A 14,013-nucleotide genomic window follows, 5' to 3' on the forward strand; every position below is an offset into this window, starting at 1 on the left:
TGGCCATGCTATGGCACGGAAAGGATTACCGATAGGGGCCGGCGGGGCGGTGCCGCCTAGATCGGCAGCCTGCCGCCGGACTTGAGGTTCTTCATGACGATGGTGCTGGTCAGCTTTTCCACACCGGGTAGAACCACGAGCACGTCGTCGTAAAGGCGCTGGTAGGCGGGCAGGTCCGCTGCCATCACCCGCAGCAAGAAGTCCGGTTCGCCAAAGAGCCGCTGGGCATCGATGATTTGCCCGATCCTTCCAACCTCGTGTTCGAAGTCCTTCATGGTCGAGCGGTCCCTGAGTGTCACGAACACCAGGGCCTCGAAGCCGAGTCCGACCTTCGCCGGGTCCACGTCGACCCGGTAGCCGCGGATCACGCCGCTGTTCTCCAGCTCACGCAGCCTGCGGTGGCAGGGGGCCAGGGTGAGTCCGACGTCCTCCGCCAGGGCGGTGGCGGTCATGCGCCCGTTGCCCTGCAAGCGGCGCAGGATCGCGCGGTCAATTCCGTCCATGTGGCAGCCCCTGATCGAGAATATTTCGACGAGTCGAAAGCGACACGCAATATTCTTGCGCTTTACCAACCATATCAATTACATCCTTGCGCAGGCGTCCACAAGGACGCGAGAACACGCAAGCACATTTCCCCGTTTTCTTCCTAAACTTGCCGGTACATCCACGGCAGGAAAGAGATCGATCATGGACATCCAAACCATCCTTGGCTTCCTCGGGGTGTCTTTTGCCCTGGCCATGACCCCCGGTGCCGACTGGGCGTACGCGATCTCCGCGGGCCTCGGCCGCCACAAGGTCTCTTCTGCCGTGGCGGGGTTGTGCAGCGGCTACGTCTTCCACACCATCTTGATTGTCGCCGGCATGGCGGCGCTGGTTGCCAGCAATCCTCGGCTGCTTTCCTGGATCACGCTGGCCGGTGCGGCCTACCTGCTCTGGCTGGGCTTCAGCACCGCCAGGTCCTGGCGCGGGGCCGGGTTCAGCGCCGAAGCCGGCACGCCCGTTGAACCACCGGGCACTTCCGTGGTTCCACCGCTCTCGGCCGGTTCAAGTGGCGGGGCGGACACCATGGTTCGCTCGGCCGTCGAAGCCGCGGCAGCACCGCACCCCCGTGAACGCTTCTTCGGGCCGGCATTCCTCCGCGGCCTGGGCACCAGCGGATCAAACCCCAAGGCGCTGCTGCTCTACCTGGCGCTGATCCCCCAGTTCATCCATGCGGAGGCGGCCTTCTCCGTCCCGGCGCAGACCGCACTGCTGGGCCTGAGCCACATGGTGCTCTCGATCTTCGTCTACTCGGGCGTGGCGCTGGGAGCCCGGGCACTGTTGCGCCAGCGTCCAGCCGCCGCCCGCTTCATCACCCTGTTCAGCGGGTTGGTCATGATCGTCCTCGGGCTGCTGCTGGTCGCCGAGCAGGCACCGATGCTGTTCGCTTCCATCCAGATCCTGATGGCCCTGTTCGGCGGCTGACACACCCGGGGACGCATGCAGGATCGATCGATCGGGTAAACCCCGTTAGGGTTCAGGGGAAGACTGCAATCGACGAACGGCATACGCATGCGAAAGCTTCTGTCCATCCTGGCCCTGGGTGCCCTGCTGCTGGTCGGCGGTGCCCCGGCGGCACTCGCCGCACCGGCAATGGACATCGTCATCGAGGACGCCGCCGGAACGCTGGATCTGAACACACTGGTCCCGGCCCTCAAAAAGATCTCGTTCAACGAGCCGACCAAGGTCGCCATCTACACGCGGGACGGCGAGTACAACGAGAACCTCAATGAGGAAGTGCTGCGCTTCGCACGCCAGAAGCACCCCGAGTGGTTGAGCGCGGATGGGCAAAAGTGGGCCGACTCGCTGTTCGTCTTTGCGCTGGATCCCACCGGCCGGCAGGTGGGAACGTACTTCGGCGAGGACCGGAAGGTCTCCCCCGCCCAGCGCGATGACATCCAGAACGCCACCAAGGACCTGTACCGGGAGGCCCAGTGGACCGACGGGACCATCGCCGGGGTCGAACGCGCCGCGCAATTGATGAACCGCCCCTGGTACAAGTCCCCCAAGCTCTACGCCTGGAGCGGCGGTATCCTGGTGGTCGGCGGCATCAGCGTCGGCAGCACCCTGTATGTGCGCAGGACCTACCGCAACCGCTCCCTGAAGGCCCTTGAAATCGGCAACGCCAGCTACTCGAACGTCAGCCTGGACCTCGAGGCCACCGAGTTGAACGCCAAGACGATCAATGACAGCTCGCGCTACGGCGGCCTGGTGCTAGAAAAATACCGCGGATTCATGGCCGCCTACAACGAGCTCGCCGCGCAGGGCAACAAGGCCAACGGCATGGACCCGAAGTCGCACGCACGCAAGGAAACCGCGCTGTTCATGGAGAAGTACGCGGCCAAGGCGACCGACCTGGACCGCCTGGACGACGTGATCGCCGACACGAACATGCTCTTGAACATGGGCTCGGGCTGGGCCGCTGCGTGGGAACGCCAGCTGGCCCCGTTGCGTGAGGACCTGGCCGAAATCGATTCGCTGGTCATCGGCAAGCATGCCGCACCCGAGGCACCCTCAGCCATTGCCCTGAGCCGCTTCAAGACCATGACGGCCGGTGAAATGGAAAAGTGGGGTGCTGCCCTGCAGTCCAGGCAAATCGGCCCCGAGGAAGCACTGGACCAGATCGCCGAAGCCCGCGAGCAGCTCACCGGGATGCTCAAGGAGTACTCCGAGGCGGTGATCGCGAAGTTTGCGAAGGACAAGGAAGAAGAGAAGCTGATGCGTGCGGCCATGCGCACCCCCGAGGCCCGCGGGTCCAGCTATTCCTCGAACCACAGCATCCTGGGCACCGTGTACCCGGCCAACAGGTTCTGGTCGGTCGTGGGGTTCAGCGCCGGCTACCACTCCGGGATTTCCAGCGTGCAGGAAAGCCGCAGCGCCAGCTCGTCCTCGGGCGGCAGCACCGGATACGGCTCCAGCGGCGGCAGTTTCTCCGGTTCCGGTTCCTCGTCGCATTTCTGATCCGCCACGTCTCCGATGCGCCGCGCGGCCCGGCGGAGGCACGGGAAAGGGGAGGGCATCGACTCGGTTCAAGGACCGGGCCGATACCCTCCCCATCGTGTTTTTCGGGTTTTGTTACTTGCCCGGGACGATCAGCGCCGCGGCACCCTTGCGGGCCGCCTCGAAACGCGCCGAGACATCGGCCCAGTTCACGATGTTCCAGAACGCCTTCACATAGTCGGCCTTCACATTCACGTAATCCAGGTAGAACGCGTGCTCCCACATGTCCAGCATCAGCAACGGGGTCGTCGCCACCGGCACGTTGCCCTGCTGGTCGTAGAGCTGCTCGATGACCAGCTGGCCACCCAGGCCCTCAAAGCCCAGCAACGCCCAACCCGAGCCCTGCAGGCTCATCGCCGCAGCCGTGAAATGCGCACGGAACGCGTCGAACGAGCCAAAGGCGTCGTCGATCGCCGCGGCCAGCTCCCCCTCGGGCTTGTCCCCGCCCTCCGGGGACAGGTTGTTCCAGAAGATCGAGTGGTTGGTGTGCCCGCCCAGGTGGAACGCCAGGTCCTTGGACAACTTCGGGATATTCCCGAACTCGCCCTTCTCCCGCGCCTCGGCCAACTGCTCCAGGGCCGTGTTCGCCCCGGCCACATACGCCGCGTGGTGCTTGGAATGGTGCAGCTCCATGATCCGCGCCGAGATGTTCGGCTCCAGGGCCGCGTAGTCGTACTGCAGCTCGGGCAAGGTATAAATAGCCAAAATGACTCCTCATTCTCTTGTTTCAGGGGATCCGGTGCCCGGTTTTCCGGGAGCCGGTCAAGCGGTGAGGCGTGAGTGCTCACCAATGCTGTGGTAGCCGCGCCGGTGGTAGACCAGTGGCGCCGCCAGGGATTGCCCGCCCATGACCTCGAGGACCGAGGCCACCACGATGGTTGCGGGGCCGGCGGGGACCCGCGACTCGATCTCGCAGCGCATGGCCACTCCGAGGCCGTGGATCAGCGGTTCGCCGGTGGGCAGGTATTCCCACCCCGCCAGCCTCGCGAAACGTTCCTCCCCGGGACCGGCGAACAGCGCCGCGACATCGGCGTTGCGGTCGGTGAGCAGGTGCACCACGATGGTTCCGGACTCCAGGATGGCCGCGGCGGCGCCGGAGCTGCGGGCGATGTTGAAGGCCAGGTAAGCGGGGTCGGCCGACACGGAGATCAGCGAGGAGGCGGTGATGCCGACCGGTCCGCGGGATCCGGCCGCGGTCACCACGGCAACGCCGGCGGGATGGTTGCCGAAGGCAAGGCGAAATTGCTCAGCAACGGTGGCGGCCGGAAAATGGGTCTGCACGGCGGGTGGAGGTTCCTCTCATCACGGGGCCCGTGGCGGTGCCGCGGGCTGTCCTTTGCTCCCCACGCTAGAACCTCAACCTTGGTTGAGGTCAAATTTGGTTGAGGTCAAATCTGGTGTCGTCCCGAAACAACAGGGCCCCGCCGCGGTCGTCGGCCAGCTTGTCGTTGGGGTTCACGAATCCGCATTCGGCCAGCGACAGGCAGCCGCAGCCGATGCATCCGCCGAGTCCGTCGCGCAACGACTGCAACTGGTGGATCCGCTCCTGCAGGTCCTCGCGCCAGGCCGCGGAGACCGCCTGCCAGTCCTCCTTGCGCGGGGTTCCGTCGGCCGGAAGCCCGGCAAAGATTTCGGCGATGGAGCGCAGCGGTATGCCGGCGCGCTGGGCCGCGCGGATCACTGCAACGCGCCGCAGCACACCGCGGTCGAACCTGCGTTGGTTCCCGGTGGTGCGCCAGGAGGAGATCAGCCCCTCCCGCTCGTAGTAGTGCAGGGCCGAGACCGCGACACCGGAGCGGGCCGCCACCTGCCCCACGCTGAGGTCCTGCGCCGTGTTCTCACCCGTGTCCATGTTTCCATTCTGCCTTCTTCGCGTCCTTGGCATGTCACGGAGCCCGGGATGGCATGATCATTGACAGGCGGCAGTCAACGAAAGGGCGCGTGCTCCATGAAACCCACCTTCCGGTCGGGGTTTGTCGTAACCCTGGGAGTACTTGCCGCGCTCGGGGTGGGTGCTGCATTGATTTCCCTGACGTATGTCCTGACGCTGGTGTTTGTGGCGTTGTTTGTGGCCTTGGGCCTGGACCCGGTGGTCGGGAAGCTTGGGAAACTGGGCCTGAACCGCGTCAGGGCGCTGCTGTGCGTGGTGGCCGTGCTGCTGGTCTTTGCCGCCCTGGTGCTGGCCCTGGTGGTCCCGCTGTTGGTCACCGAGGGCCGGAAGCTGCTGGTCTCGTTGCCCTCGAGCCTGGAGGGCGTCGAATCCCAGGGCTGGTTCATCGAGCTCAACGGGACCCTCGGCGGGGCGCTGGTTCCCGGCGTCGACTGGCTGCAGCGCACCGTGGCCGACCCCGCGGTGTGGCTGGCGGTGGGCAACGGCGCCCTGAAGGCCGGATTCGGGGTCGCCAACGGCGTCTTCGGGGTACTCTTCGTGACCATGCTGACGATGTACTTCGTCATCGGCCTCGAGCCGCTCAAGAACGGCCTTTACGACCTGGTTCCGGCGTCCCGGCGCGACCGGGTGCGGGAGCTTGGCGAGGAGATCGCGGGCTCCGTCGGAAGCTACCTGAGCGGGATGGCTATCCTGGCAGCCCTCAACGCGACGTTCACCTTCGTGTTGCTGAGCGTGCTGCAGGTGCCCTTTGCCGCGGTGCTCGGCGTGCTGGCCCTGCCGATCACGATGATTCCGCTGGTGGGCTCGGTCATCAGCACCGCCATCGTCACGGTGGTCACGCTTTTCCATTCCCCGGGCACCGCGTTGGTGGTGCTGGCCGTGATGCTCGCCTACATGCAGGTCGAGGCCTACGTGCTGACCCCGCGCGTGGTGGGCAAGGCCATCCGCATCCCGGCGTCCATGGTGCTGATCGGCGCGATGGCCGGCGGGACCTTGGCGGGGCTGCTCGGCGCGCTGGTCGCCTGCCCGGCCTCCGCGGCAATCCTGTTGATCCTCAAGAAGGTCGTCGTCCCGGCCCAGGCCGAACGATGAACCGCCCGGGGGTGCGCGCATGAGCGATCTTGACATCTGGGCGCTGGCCCTGGGAGCCGGGCACGTTGCCCTGGGCCTGTTGGCGACGATCCTGGTCTCGCGCAACCGCAAGCCGGCCGAGGCCATCGCCTGGGTCATGGCGATCGTGTTCGTCCCCTTTCTGGGCGCGGCCGCATTCCTGCTCGTCGGCTTCGGCCGCCTGCCGGCACACCGCCGGGCCAAGCAACGCGAAGTCAACGAACTGATCCTCGAGCGCACGCGCGGCCCCTGGCTGACCAGCCACGAACCGGACTGGCCCGCCTGGCTGGCCCCGGCCACCCAGCTGAACAAGGCCCTGGGCGCGCTGCCGATGGTGGGCGGGAACGAGATCACGCTCAACGACGACTATGCCGGAACGATCACGCAGATGGCGCTGGCCATCGATGCGGCCCGGCACCGGGTGCACGTGCAGTTCTACATCGGGGTGCACGACGAGGCGACGGCGCCCTTCTTCGAGGCCCTGGCCCGGGCGCGCGGGCGCGGGGTCGAGGTCAGGGTGCTGCTGGACCACCTGGCCTCGCTGATGTACCCGCGGCGGAAGGAAACCACGGCGTTCCTGGAATCCATCGGCGCGCAGGTGCACCACATGCTGCCGCTGCGCCCCTGGCGCGGGCAGTGGCAGCGCCCGGATTTGCGCAACCACCGCAAGATCCTGGTCGTCGATTCCTCCACGGGCTTCACCGGCTCGATAAACCTGATCGAGCCGCGCTACCACAAGGCCAAGAACATCCGGCGCGGCATGTCCTGGCACGAGCTGATGATGCGCATCGAGGGTCCGGCGGTGCGCGAGCTCGACGCGGTGTTCATCACCGACTGGTACTCCGAGACCGGCCAGCTGCTGGAACTGGACACCACCGCCATCGAGCTGGAGGGCGCCACCGAGCTCATCGACGCGCAGGTGCTGCCCAGCGGCCCGAGCTTCGAGAACGACAACAGCCTCAAGCTCTTCACCATGATGATCCATCAGGCCACCAAGCGGGTGTCCATCACCAGCCCCTACTTCGTGCCGGACGAGTCGATCCTGCTGGCGATCCTCACCACCGCCGCGCGCGGGGTACCGGTGGAGCTGTTCGTCTCGGAGATCGGCGACCAGGCGATGGTCTACCATGCGCAGCGTTCCTACTACGAGGCGCTGCTGCGGGCGGGGGTGCGGATCTACCTGTACCGCGCGCCGAAGGTGCTGCACGCCAAGCACTTCTCCATCGACGACGAGGTGGCCGTCATCGGGTCCTCGAACATGGACATGCGTTCGTTCTCGTTGAACATGGAGATCTCGGTGCTGCTGCACGGCCCGGAACTGCTGGCGGACCTGCTCCGGGTGGAGGACAGGTACCGCGAAAACTCGCGGGAGCTTGAGCTTGGGCCATGGCTTGCCCGGCCGTTGCGCGAGCGGGCGCTGGACAACCTCGCGCGGCTGACCTCGATGCTGCAGTGACGGTTTGTGACGCGGCCCTCGACCCGTGATCAGGACCTTTGTGCACGGCGATCAAGACTTTTGAACGGTGTTCAAGTAATGTCGTCGGTAGCGCATCCGCGTCACCAGCCCACCGCACCGCCACCCTCGCGAACCGACAGGAACACACCCCCGACATGAGCACCGCCAACCCGCGCCTCGAGGCGCAGACCCCCGCCCGGATCGGGGCCCGCGACCTCGCCCTGGTCTCCGTCTTCGCCGCGCTCATCGCGGTGCTCACCCTGGTTCCGGCCGTGCCGGTGGGTGCCCTGGGTGTCCCGATCACCCTGCAGACCATGGGCGTGGCACTCACCGCCATGATACTGGGTTCGAAGCGCGGCGGATCGGCCGTGGGCCTCTACCTGGTGGTGGGGCTGGCCGGGGTGCCGATCTTCGCCAAGTTCTCCGGCGGCCTGGGCTCGCTGGCGGCCCCGAGCGCCGGCTACCTGCTCTCCTTCCCGATCGCGGCCCTGGTGACCGGCGCGCTGGCCACGCTCGTGCTGCGCAAAGTCGCCCGCAGGCACCGCTTCGCCTGGTTGTTCGTGGCCGGGCTGGCCGGCTCGATCCTTGTCGTGCACCCGCTGGGCATCCTGGGCATGAGCCTGAACGCCCAGATCCCGCTGGGTCAGGCCTTCATCCTGGACATGGCCTACTGGCCAGGGGACGTGGTGAAGAATTTGCTGGCCGCGGCCATCGCCGTGAGCGTCTTCAAGGCCTTCCCCGCCTTCGCAGCCCGCCGCTTCCAGGCCTAGCTCCACCGGCCCGCGGCCGGATTCGATCCACACCACCAGCAGGGAATACCGTTAAGCGTGATCCGATTCAACCAGGCCGGGCTGATCCTGCCCGCCGACGACCCTACGCAACAGGGGCGCACCGTTCTGGAACCGTGCACCCTGGAACTCGCCGAGCGGCGCATCGCCGTCATCGGCGCCAACGGGTCGGGGAAATCCACGCTGCTGCGCATGCTCAACGGGCTGGTGTCCCCCTCGACGGGTTCGGTCGCGGTCCACGGCTTCGACACCGTGCGCCAGGCCAAGTCCGTGCGCCAACGCGTGGGCTTCCTGTTCACCGACCCGCTCTCGCAGCTGGTGATGCCCATCGTCTCCGAGGACGTCGAGCTTTCGCTCAAGGCCAGCCACAGGGACCGCAACGCCCGGGCCGCCGCCGCCCTTCATGCACTGGCTGCGCTGGGCCTGGAGCACCTGGCCCAGCGCAGCATCTACGACCTCTCCGGGGGCGAGCGGCAATTGGTGGCGCTGTGCAGCGTGCTGGCCGCCGGACAGGACATCCTGGTTGCCGACGAACCGACCACCCTGCTCGATCTGGCCAACAATGAACTGCTCCAGGGAACGCTGGGCTCCCTGGACCAGCAGGTCATCTACGCGACCCACGACCTGGACTTCGCGGCGGCCGCCGACCGCGCGCTGGTGGTCGCCGGAGGGAAGATCGCCTTCGACGGCCCGGCCCACGAGGCCGTGGCCGCCTACCGCTGGCTGGTCCGGCACGGAAGCCTGGCCTCGTGAGCGCCGCGCACCAGATGCTGCTGGGCCACTACCTGCCCGGACGCAGCATCGTGCACCGGGCGCCGCTGGCCGCCAAGTACCTGGTGGTGCTGGCGATGGGGACCGCGGTTCTGGTTTGGCGCATCCCCGCCGTGGGCCTGGGCACTCTCGCGCTGGGCCTGGGCCTCTTCGCCCTGGCCGGACCCCGGGTGCTGCGCGCCTGGGCGGCCCCGCTGCGCCAGCTGTGGTGGATCTTCGCGATCCTGGGCATCCACCAGTCGATCATCAACTCCCCGCTCTTCGCGCTGACCCTGGTGTCCGGGATGCTCGCGGTGATCCAGTGCGGGCGCCTGGTGCTGCTGACCACCACCCAGGCGGCCCTGCTCGACGGGCTGGAGCGCGCGGCGGCCCCGGTGCGGCTGCTCGGCGGGAACCCCGCCACCATCGCCCTGGCCGTGGCGCTGATGCTGCGCAGCATCCCGGCGATCGCCACCTCGGTGCAGGAGCTCTCAGACGCCGCCAAGGCGCGCGGCATCGGCCGCAACCCCGCAACGCTGGCCGCACCGGTGGTCATCAACACCGTGGCCTACGCCCAGCGCACCGCCGACGCCCTGGCCGCCCGCGGCATCATGGAGCGCAACTAGCCTCGGCCCGGCAACCACGCACTCGGTTCCCGCCCGCGGGATCAGGCCGTTCGCGTCCGTTCACTCTCGCGCGCCGCCTCGACCACGCCGCGCACAAAGTCATCAAGCGATGTTGGCACCACCGAATAGCGCCGGGCAAGCGAGCTGGAGTCCAGCGGGGAATCGTAGGTCTCCAGCGCGGCGAGCAGCCCGGCAAGCATCTCGGGCATCGAGTCAATGGGCTGCCCGGGCGCAACAAAGCCAACCGGGATTTCCCGCCCGAGATGCCGCTCGAAAGCCCTGAGGACATCGCGCCACGACACCGCCTCGGGACCGCCGAGCTGCAGCACCTTCCCGATGGCGCCATCGCTGTGCAACGCCGCAACCGCATAGTCGGCAACGTCCTTCATTGCGATGATCGAGTGCCGCCGCCGGCCCTCTCCCACCAGCGTGACGGTTCCGCCGGACAGTGCCGGGGCACCGATCACGGCCATCGGCAGCATGTCCATGTAGAAGTCCGGTTGCAGCACGGTCCAGTCCATGGTGCTTTGCCCCAGGCGCCGTTCGGTCTCGCCCTTGGCCTGCAGCAGCGGCATCGGATGGTGCGGATCGGCGCCGAGTGCGGAGATGAACACGAAGCGACCCACGCCGGCTCCGGTCGCGGCCTCGATGAGGTTAGCATTGCCGTGTCGATCGACCGAGTCGATGGTGTCCGGCCCGCCGCGGGACATCGAGTTCGCGGTCGTGATGATCCCCCGGACCGATTCACAGGCTGCCCGCAGGGATGCGGGGGCCGTCAGGTCCCCGGGAACGAGGCGGGCGCCGGCCCCGGCCAGGGCGCGGGCCGCGGGCGCTGCCGGGTCGCGCACCAGCACCCGCACCTCTTCGCCGCGGGGCAAAAGCCGCCGCGCAATGAGCCCGCCGAGCTGCCCGGTGGCTCCGATGACCAGAATCATGACAAATCCCTCTCCGGAGCCGTTGCTGCGGCACCCGTTGTTTCCTCGACGGCGGCGTTGACATCGTCGCCGCTTTCATCCACCGGCTCCATGTAGAACCGAACGCCGGCCAGCAGTCCGTCGCTGACGGTGAAGATCATGACCCCGCGCATCAGCACCGGTGCGCCGTCGAGGCGGGTGCCCCCGATCTCCCACTCCGTCCAGGCACTCCGGCCGTCGATGGATTGGTCGAGGACCCGGGCCTTCAGGTCCGGGATCCCGGCGAACATCCGCTGCCAATTGCTCCGGACCTGCCCGGCCCCGGTGAAGCCGCGGGCGGGGTGGGCGGGCGTCTGGTTGCGGTAGCCCGGCGCGAAGCAGGCCACGAGGGCGTCAAGGTCGTGGGCGTTGACGGCGTCCACCAGACGGGCCAGCAACGCCTCAGGGGATGCGGCTGGGGAGTCGGCCATTGGAACTCCAATTTGATACAGTTAGGTGTAACTAATACGAAGTATGGAACCAAAAATGCCCACAGTCAAGAGCTCCCGCGGCTACGATTCCTCCTCCCGGCGCGCGGCCGCGCAAAAGACCCGGGACGCGATCCTCGACGCTGCGCAGAAGCTGCTTCTGGCCCGCGGATACCCGGGCACCACCATCGCGCGGATCGCCGCGGACGCACGGGTCTCGGTCGAGACCATCTACAAGTCCTTCGGGGGCAAGCCCGGGCTGGTGCGGGCCATCTACGAACGCGGGCTGCGGGGCCGCGGCCCCGTGGCCGCATTCGACCGCTCCGATGACATGCGCACGAGCGCCGCCGACGCGCAGTCCCTGATGCGCGCCTGGGGAGAGCTCACCGCAGAGGTCGCCGAATCCCTGACCCCGATCCTGCTGCTGGTTCGCTCCGCCGCGGCCACCGATGCCGGCATGGCGGAGCTCCAGGAGCAATCCAACGCCGAGCGCCTTCAACGGATGGAGCACAATGCCCGCTTCCTGCAGGAACGCGGGTATCTCCGCGGGGATGTGGCCCTCGAGGAGGCTGTAGACGTCATGTGGCTGCACAGCTCACCGGAGCTCTACGAACTGTTGGTGCTCCAGCGCGGCTGGAGCACCGCGCGCTTCGCCCGCTATGTGGCGCGGTCCATGGCGAGCGCACTCGTGCGCCCGGCTCCGGGCGGAGACTGACCGCTGCGGCAATCCGGACAGGACACGGGCCCGGCATGCGACACGCCGCCCAAAACCCTTCCGGCGCCCGTATTGTATGAACCATGAGCTTCAACGACGACGCGAAACTTGACTCCGGACGCATCAGGGACTCGCGCGGCCGCGGCCGCGGAGGGAAGATCGCCGCCGGAGGCGGCGGGATCATCGTGGTGCTGATCGCCGCGCTGCTCGGCATCAACCCCGACATGCTCGCCCAACTCGGCATCGGCACCGAGCAGGGAACCACGCAGGGAACCACGCAGGACGGGCCCTCGGCCCTCGAAGGCTGCAAGACCGGGGCCGACGCCAACGCGCGCACCGACTGCCGGATCCTGGCCACCACCCAGTCGCTGGACAGCTTCTGGCTCGACTACCTCCCGCAATACAACGTGGCGGTGGAACGGCCGGGCGTGCGGCTCTTTGACGGGCAGGTGGACACCGCCTGCGGAACGGCAAGCAGCGCCGTGGGACCGTTCTACTGCCCCGGGGACCGCGTCGCCTACTTCGACACCGGGTTCTTCGCCGAACTGAGCACCAACTACGGCGCCGACGGCGGGCCGCTGGCCGAGGAATACGTGGTGGCCCACGAGTACGGGCACCACATCCAAAACACGATCGGCACCCTCGCCGCCTCGCAGCAGGGCGGCACCGGGGCCACCTCCGGCTCGGTGCGCGTGGAACTGCAGGCCGACTGCTTCGCCGGAATGTGGGCGGCCCACGCCGCCACCACGAAGGATGCCGAGGGCAACACCTTCATGCAGCCGATCCGCAGGGCCGACCTGCAGTCCGCGCTGTCGGCGGCCTCGGCGGTGGGTGACGACCGCATCCAGGAAGCAGCCTCCGGGCGCGTGAACCCCCAGGTCTGGACCCATGGCTCCTCGGCCCAGCGCCAGGCCTGGTTCCTGCAGGGCTACGCCACCGGGGACATCAACCAGTGCGACACCCTCTCGGCGCGCAACCTGGACAAGCCCGGCGCGTAGGCTCCCCCGGCGGGGCAGCACCCGGAAAACACGCGAGGTGCGCTTCGCCCGGAAAGGGGAAACGCACCTCGCGTGGTGTTCGTCCGTGCGGACTAGATGTTGAAGCCCAGGGCCCGCATCTGGTCGCGTCCGTCGTCGGTGATCCGCTCGGGACCCCATGGCGGCATCCAGACCCAGTTCAGGCGGTAGGAATCAACGACCGATTCCAGTGCCTGGCCGACCTGCTCCTCGATGACGTCGGTCAACGGGCAGGCAGCGGTGGTCAGGGTCATGTCGATGAGCAGTGCGCCATCATCGGCGTACTTCAGCCCGTAGAGCAGGCCCAAGTCGACGATGTTGACACCGAGCTCGGGGTCGATCACGTCCTTGAGCGCCTCTTCGACGTCCTCCAGTGCAGTCTCGGCGGACCCGCTGGTCGTCTCGTTGGATACGCTCATGACTAGGCCGGAACGTTCAGGAAGCGGTCGTAGCCCTCTTCCTCGAGGCGGTCCGCCAGCTCTGCGCCACCCTGCTCGGCGATCTTGCCGTCAACGAAGACGTGCACGAAGTCGGGCTTGATGTAGCGCAGGATGCGGGTGTAGTGCGTGATGAGCAGCGTGCCCATCTCGTTCTGCTCCTGGGCGCGGTTGACGCCCTCGGAGACGACCTTCAGGGCGTCGACATCCAGGCCGGAGTCGGTTTCGTCCAGGATCGCGAACTTCGGCTTGAAGAGTTCCAGCTGCAGGATCTCCACGCGCTTCTTCTCGCCGCCGGAGAAGCCCTCGTTGACGTTGCGCGAGGCGAACTCGGCATCGATCTTCAGCGCTTCCATGGCCGTCTTGACGTCCTTGGTCCAGGTCCGCAGCTTCGGGGCAACCCCGTCGATGGCGGTCTTGGCGGTGCGCAGGAAGTTGGTCATCGAAACGCCCGGAACCTCGACCGGGTACTGCATGGCCAGGAACATGCCTGCGCGTGCGCGCTCGTCAACGCCCATCTCCAGGACATCGGCACCGTCGAGGGTGATCGAGCCGGAGGTGACGATGTAGCGCGGGTGGCCGGCGATGGTCGAGGCCAGCGTGGACTTGCCCGAGCCGTTGGGGCCCATGATGGCGTGGGTTTCGCCGGTCTTGATGACCAGCGAAACGCCCTTGAGGATTTCCTTGTTGCCCTGCTCGGTCTCGATGGAGACGTGCAGGTCCTTGATTTCCAGAGTAGACATGCCTTGAGTCCGTTCTCTTTCCGTGAAGTCGATGTGAATCGACGAAGTTTTAGGTGTTGGT

17 protein-coding genes are annotated in these 14,013 nt (G+C 67.1%); 9 read left to right on the forward strand and 8 right to left on the reverse strand.

The genetic code is table 11. The features are described 5' to 3' along the window. Window positions 1–56: 56 nt before the first annotated feature. Entirely contained in the window at window positions 57–503 is a 447-nt protein-coding gene (locus J2T21_RS09575; protein ID WP_307580806.1) for an Lrp/AsnC family transcriptional regulator, read from the reverse strand. A 184-nt stretch (window positions 504–687) separates the two neighbouring features. Here J2T21_RS09575 and J2T21_RS09580 point away from each other — a divergent pair, with 184 nt between their 5' ends. Next, a complete protein-coding gene (locus J2T21_RS09580) occupies window positions 688–1,464 on the forward strand; it encodes a LysE family translocator (protein WP_307580808.1) in 777 nt (258 codons plus the stop codon). An 87-nt stretch (window positions 1,465–1,551) separates the two neighbouring features. After that, window positions 1,552–3,000 carry a DUF5129 domain-containing protein gene (locus J2T21_RS09585; RefSeq protein WP_307580810.1) on the forward strand — a complete coding sequence of 483 codons (1,449 nt, stop codon included), beginning with the start codon at window positions 1,552–1,554 and terminating at the stop codon, window positions 2,998–3,000. A gap of 114 nt (window positions 3,001–3,114) precedes the next feature. On the opposite strand, the gene J2T21_RS09590 is transcribed toward J2T21_RS09585, so the two are convergent. From J2T21_RS09590 to soxR, 3 genes are all read right to left on the reverse strand, one after another. Beyond that, window positions 3,115–3,744, reverse strand: coding sequence for a superoxide dismutase (locus J2T21_RS09590; protein WP_307580812.1), 630 nt, complete (start codon window positions 3,742–3,744; stop codon window positions 3,115–3,117). Window positions 3,745–3,801: 57 nt separating this feature from the next. Continuing rightward, complete coding sequence (locus J2T21_RS09595; RefSeq protein ID WP_307580814.1) at window positions 3,802–4,320, reverse strand: flavin reductase family protein; 519 nt, start codon at window positions 4,318–4,320, stop codon at window positions 3,802–3,804. A gap of 91 nt (window positions 4,321–4,411) precedes the next feature. Then, entirely contained in the window at window positions 4,412–4,891 is a 480-nt protein-coding gene (gene soxR, locus J2T21_RS09600; protein WP_307580816.1) for a redox-sensitive transcriptional activator SoxR, read from the reverse strand. Between the two features lie 96 nt (window positions 4,892–4,987). Here soxR and J2T21_RS09605 point away from each other — a divergent pair, with 96 nt between their 5' ends. From J2T21_RS09605 to J2T21_RS09625, 5 genes are all read left to right on the forward strand, one after another. Then, the gene (locus J2T21_RS09605; RefSeq protein ID WP_307580818.1) at window positions 4,988–6,022 is read left to right on the forward strand and encodes an AI-2E family transporter; all 1,035 of its coding nucleotides are present in this window, start codon (window positions 4,988–4,990) and stop codon (window positions 6,020–6,022) included. Between the two features lie 19 nt (window positions 6,023–6,041). Next, on the forward strand, window positions 6,042–7,496 hold the full coding sequence (gene cls / locus J2T21_RS09610; RefSeq protein ID WP_307580820.1) for a cardiolipin synthase: 1,455 nt from the start codon (window positions 6,042–6,044) through the stop codon (window positions 7,494–7,496). A gap of 155 nt (window positions 7,497–7,651) precedes the next feature. Beyond that, complete coding sequence (locus J2T21_RS09615; protein ID WP_307580822.1) at window positions 7,652–8,266, forward strand: biotin transporter BioY; 615 nt, start codon at window positions 7,652–7,654, stop codon at window positions 8,264–8,266. 57 nt (window positions 8,267–8,323) lie between these two features. Further along, window positions 8,324–9,037, forward strand: a complete 714-nt coding sequence (locus J2T21_RS09620; protein WP_307580824.1) for an energy-coupling factor ABC transporter ATP-binding protein — start codon at window positions 8,324–8,326, stop codon at window positions 9,035–9,037. Further along, window positions 9,034–9,660: an energy-coupling factor transporter transmembrane component T family protein gene (locus J2T21_RS09625; protein ID WP_307580826.1), complete on the forward strand. Its 627-nt coding sequence runs from the start codon at window positions 9,034–9,036 to the stop codon at window positions 9,658–9,660. Before J2T21_RS09620 ends, J2T21_RS09625 begins: the two co-directional genes overlap by 4 nt. 41 nt (window positions 9,661–9,701) lie before the next feature. Here the strand turns inward: J2T21_RS09625 and J2T21_RS09630 are convergent, their stop codons facing one another. After that, window positions 9,702–10,595, reverse strand: coding sequence for an SDR family oxidoreductase (locus J2T21_RS09630; protein WP_307580829.1), 894 nt, complete (start codon window positions 10,593–10,595; stop codon window positions 9,702–9,704). Beyond that, a complete protein-coding gene (locus J2T21_RS09635) occupies window positions 10,592–11,044 on the reverse strand; it encodes a nuclear transport factor 2 family protein (RefSeq protein WP_307580831.1) in 453 nt (150 codons plus the stop codon). Before J2T21_RS09635 ends, J2T21_RS09630 begins: the two co-directional genes overlap by 4 nt. Window positions 11,045–11,099: 55 nt before the next feature. On the opposite strand from J2T21_RS09635, the gene J2T21_RS09640 reads away from it, so the two are divergent. Together J2T21_RS09640 and ypfJ are read left to right on the forward strand one after the other, a co-directional pair. After that, window positions 11,100–11,756, forward strand: a complete 657-nt coding sequence (locus J2T21_RS09640; protein ID WP_307580833.1) for a TetR/AcrR family transcriptional regulator — start codon at window positions 11,100–11,102, stop codon at window positions 11,754–11,756. 83 nt (window positions 11,757–11,839) lie between these two features. Beyond that, complete coding sequence (ypfJ, locus tag J2T21_RS09645) at window positions 11,840–12,754, forward strand: KPN_02809 family neutral zinc metallopeptidase (RefSeq protein WP_307580835.1); 915 nt, start codon at window positions 11,840–11,842, stop codon at window positions 12,752–12,754. 92 nt (window positions 12,755–12,846) lie between these two features. On the opposite strand, the gene J2T21_RS09650 is transcribed toward ypfJ, so the two are convergent. Together J2T21_RS09650 and sufC are read right to left on the reverse strand one after the other, a co-directional pair. Further along, a complete protein-coding gene (locus J2T21_RS09650) occupies window positions 12,847–13,191 on the reverse strand; it encodes a metal-sulfur cluster assembly factor (RefSeq protein WP_071216770.1) in 345 nt (114 codons plus the stop codon). A gap of 2 nt (window positions 13,192–13,193) precedes the next feature. Continuing rightward, window positions 13,194–13,952, reverse strand: coding sequence for a Fe-S cluster assembly ATPase SufC (sufC, locus tag J2T21_RS09655; protein WP_307580838.1), 759 nt, complete (start codon window positions 13,950–13,952; stop codon window positions 13,194–13,196). Between the last annotated feature and the right edge of the window lie 61 nt (window positions 13,953–14,013).

The sequence above is a fragment of the Paeniglutamicibacter psychrophenolicus genome (assembly GCF_030812255.1).
In the GTDB taxonomy this organism is placed as follows: Bacteria; Actinomycetota; Actinomycetes; order Actinomycetales; family Micrococcaceae; genus Paeniglutamicibacter; species Paeniglutamicibacter psychrophenolicus_A.

Coding starts and splice junctions, on each gene's coding strand:
- J2T21_RS09575 (WP_307580806.1), bottom strand. CDS start 503: ATGGACGGAATTGACCGCGCGATCCTGCGCCGCTTGCAGGGCAACGGG.
- J2T21_RS09580 (WP_307580808.1), top strand. CDS start 688: ATGGACATCCAAACCATCCTTGGCTTCCTCGGGGTGTCTTTTGCCCTG.
- J2T21_RS09585 (WP_307580810.1), top strand. CDS start 1,552: ATGCGAAAGCTTCTGTCCATCCTGGCCCTGGGTGCCCTGCTGCTGGTC.
- soxR (WP_307580816.1), bottom strand. CDS start 4,891: ATGGACACGGGTGAGAACACGGCGCAGGACCTCAGCGTGGGGCAGGTG.
- J2T21_RS09605 (WP_307580818.1), top strand. CDS start 4,988: ATGAAACCCACCTTCCGGTCGGGGTTTGTCGTAACCCTGGGAGTACTT.
- cls (WP_307580820.1), top strand. CDS start 6,042: ATGAGCGATCTTGACATCTGGGCGCTGGCCCTGGGAGCCGGGCACGTT.
- J2T21_RS09615 (WP_307580822.1), top strand. CDS start 7,652: ATGAGCACCGCCAACCCGCGCCTCGAGGCGCAGACCCCCGCCCGGATC.
- J2T21_RS09630 (WP_307580829.1), bottom strand. CDS start 10,595: ATGATTCTGGTCATCGGAGCCACCGGGCAGCTCGGCGGGCTCATTGCG.
- J2T21_RS09635 (WP_307580831.1), bottom strand. CDS start 11,044: ATGGCCGACTCCCCAGCCGCATCCCCTGAGGCGTTGCTGGCCCGTCTG.
- J2T21_RS09640 (WP_307580833.1), top strand. CDS start 11,100: ATGCCCACAGTCAAGAGCTCCCGCGGCTACGATTCCTCCTCCCGGCGC.
- ypfJ (WP_307580835.1), top strand. CDS start 11,840: ATGAGCTTCAACGACGACGCGAAACTTGACTCCGGACGCATCAGGGAC.
- J2T21_RS09650 (WP_071216770.1), bottom strand. CDS start 13,191: ATGAGCGTATCCAACGAGACGACCAGCGGGTCCGCCGAGACTGCACTG.
- sufC (WP_307580838.1), bottom strand. CDS start 13,952: ATGTCTACTCTGGAAATCAAGGACCTGCACGTCTCCATCGAGACCGAG.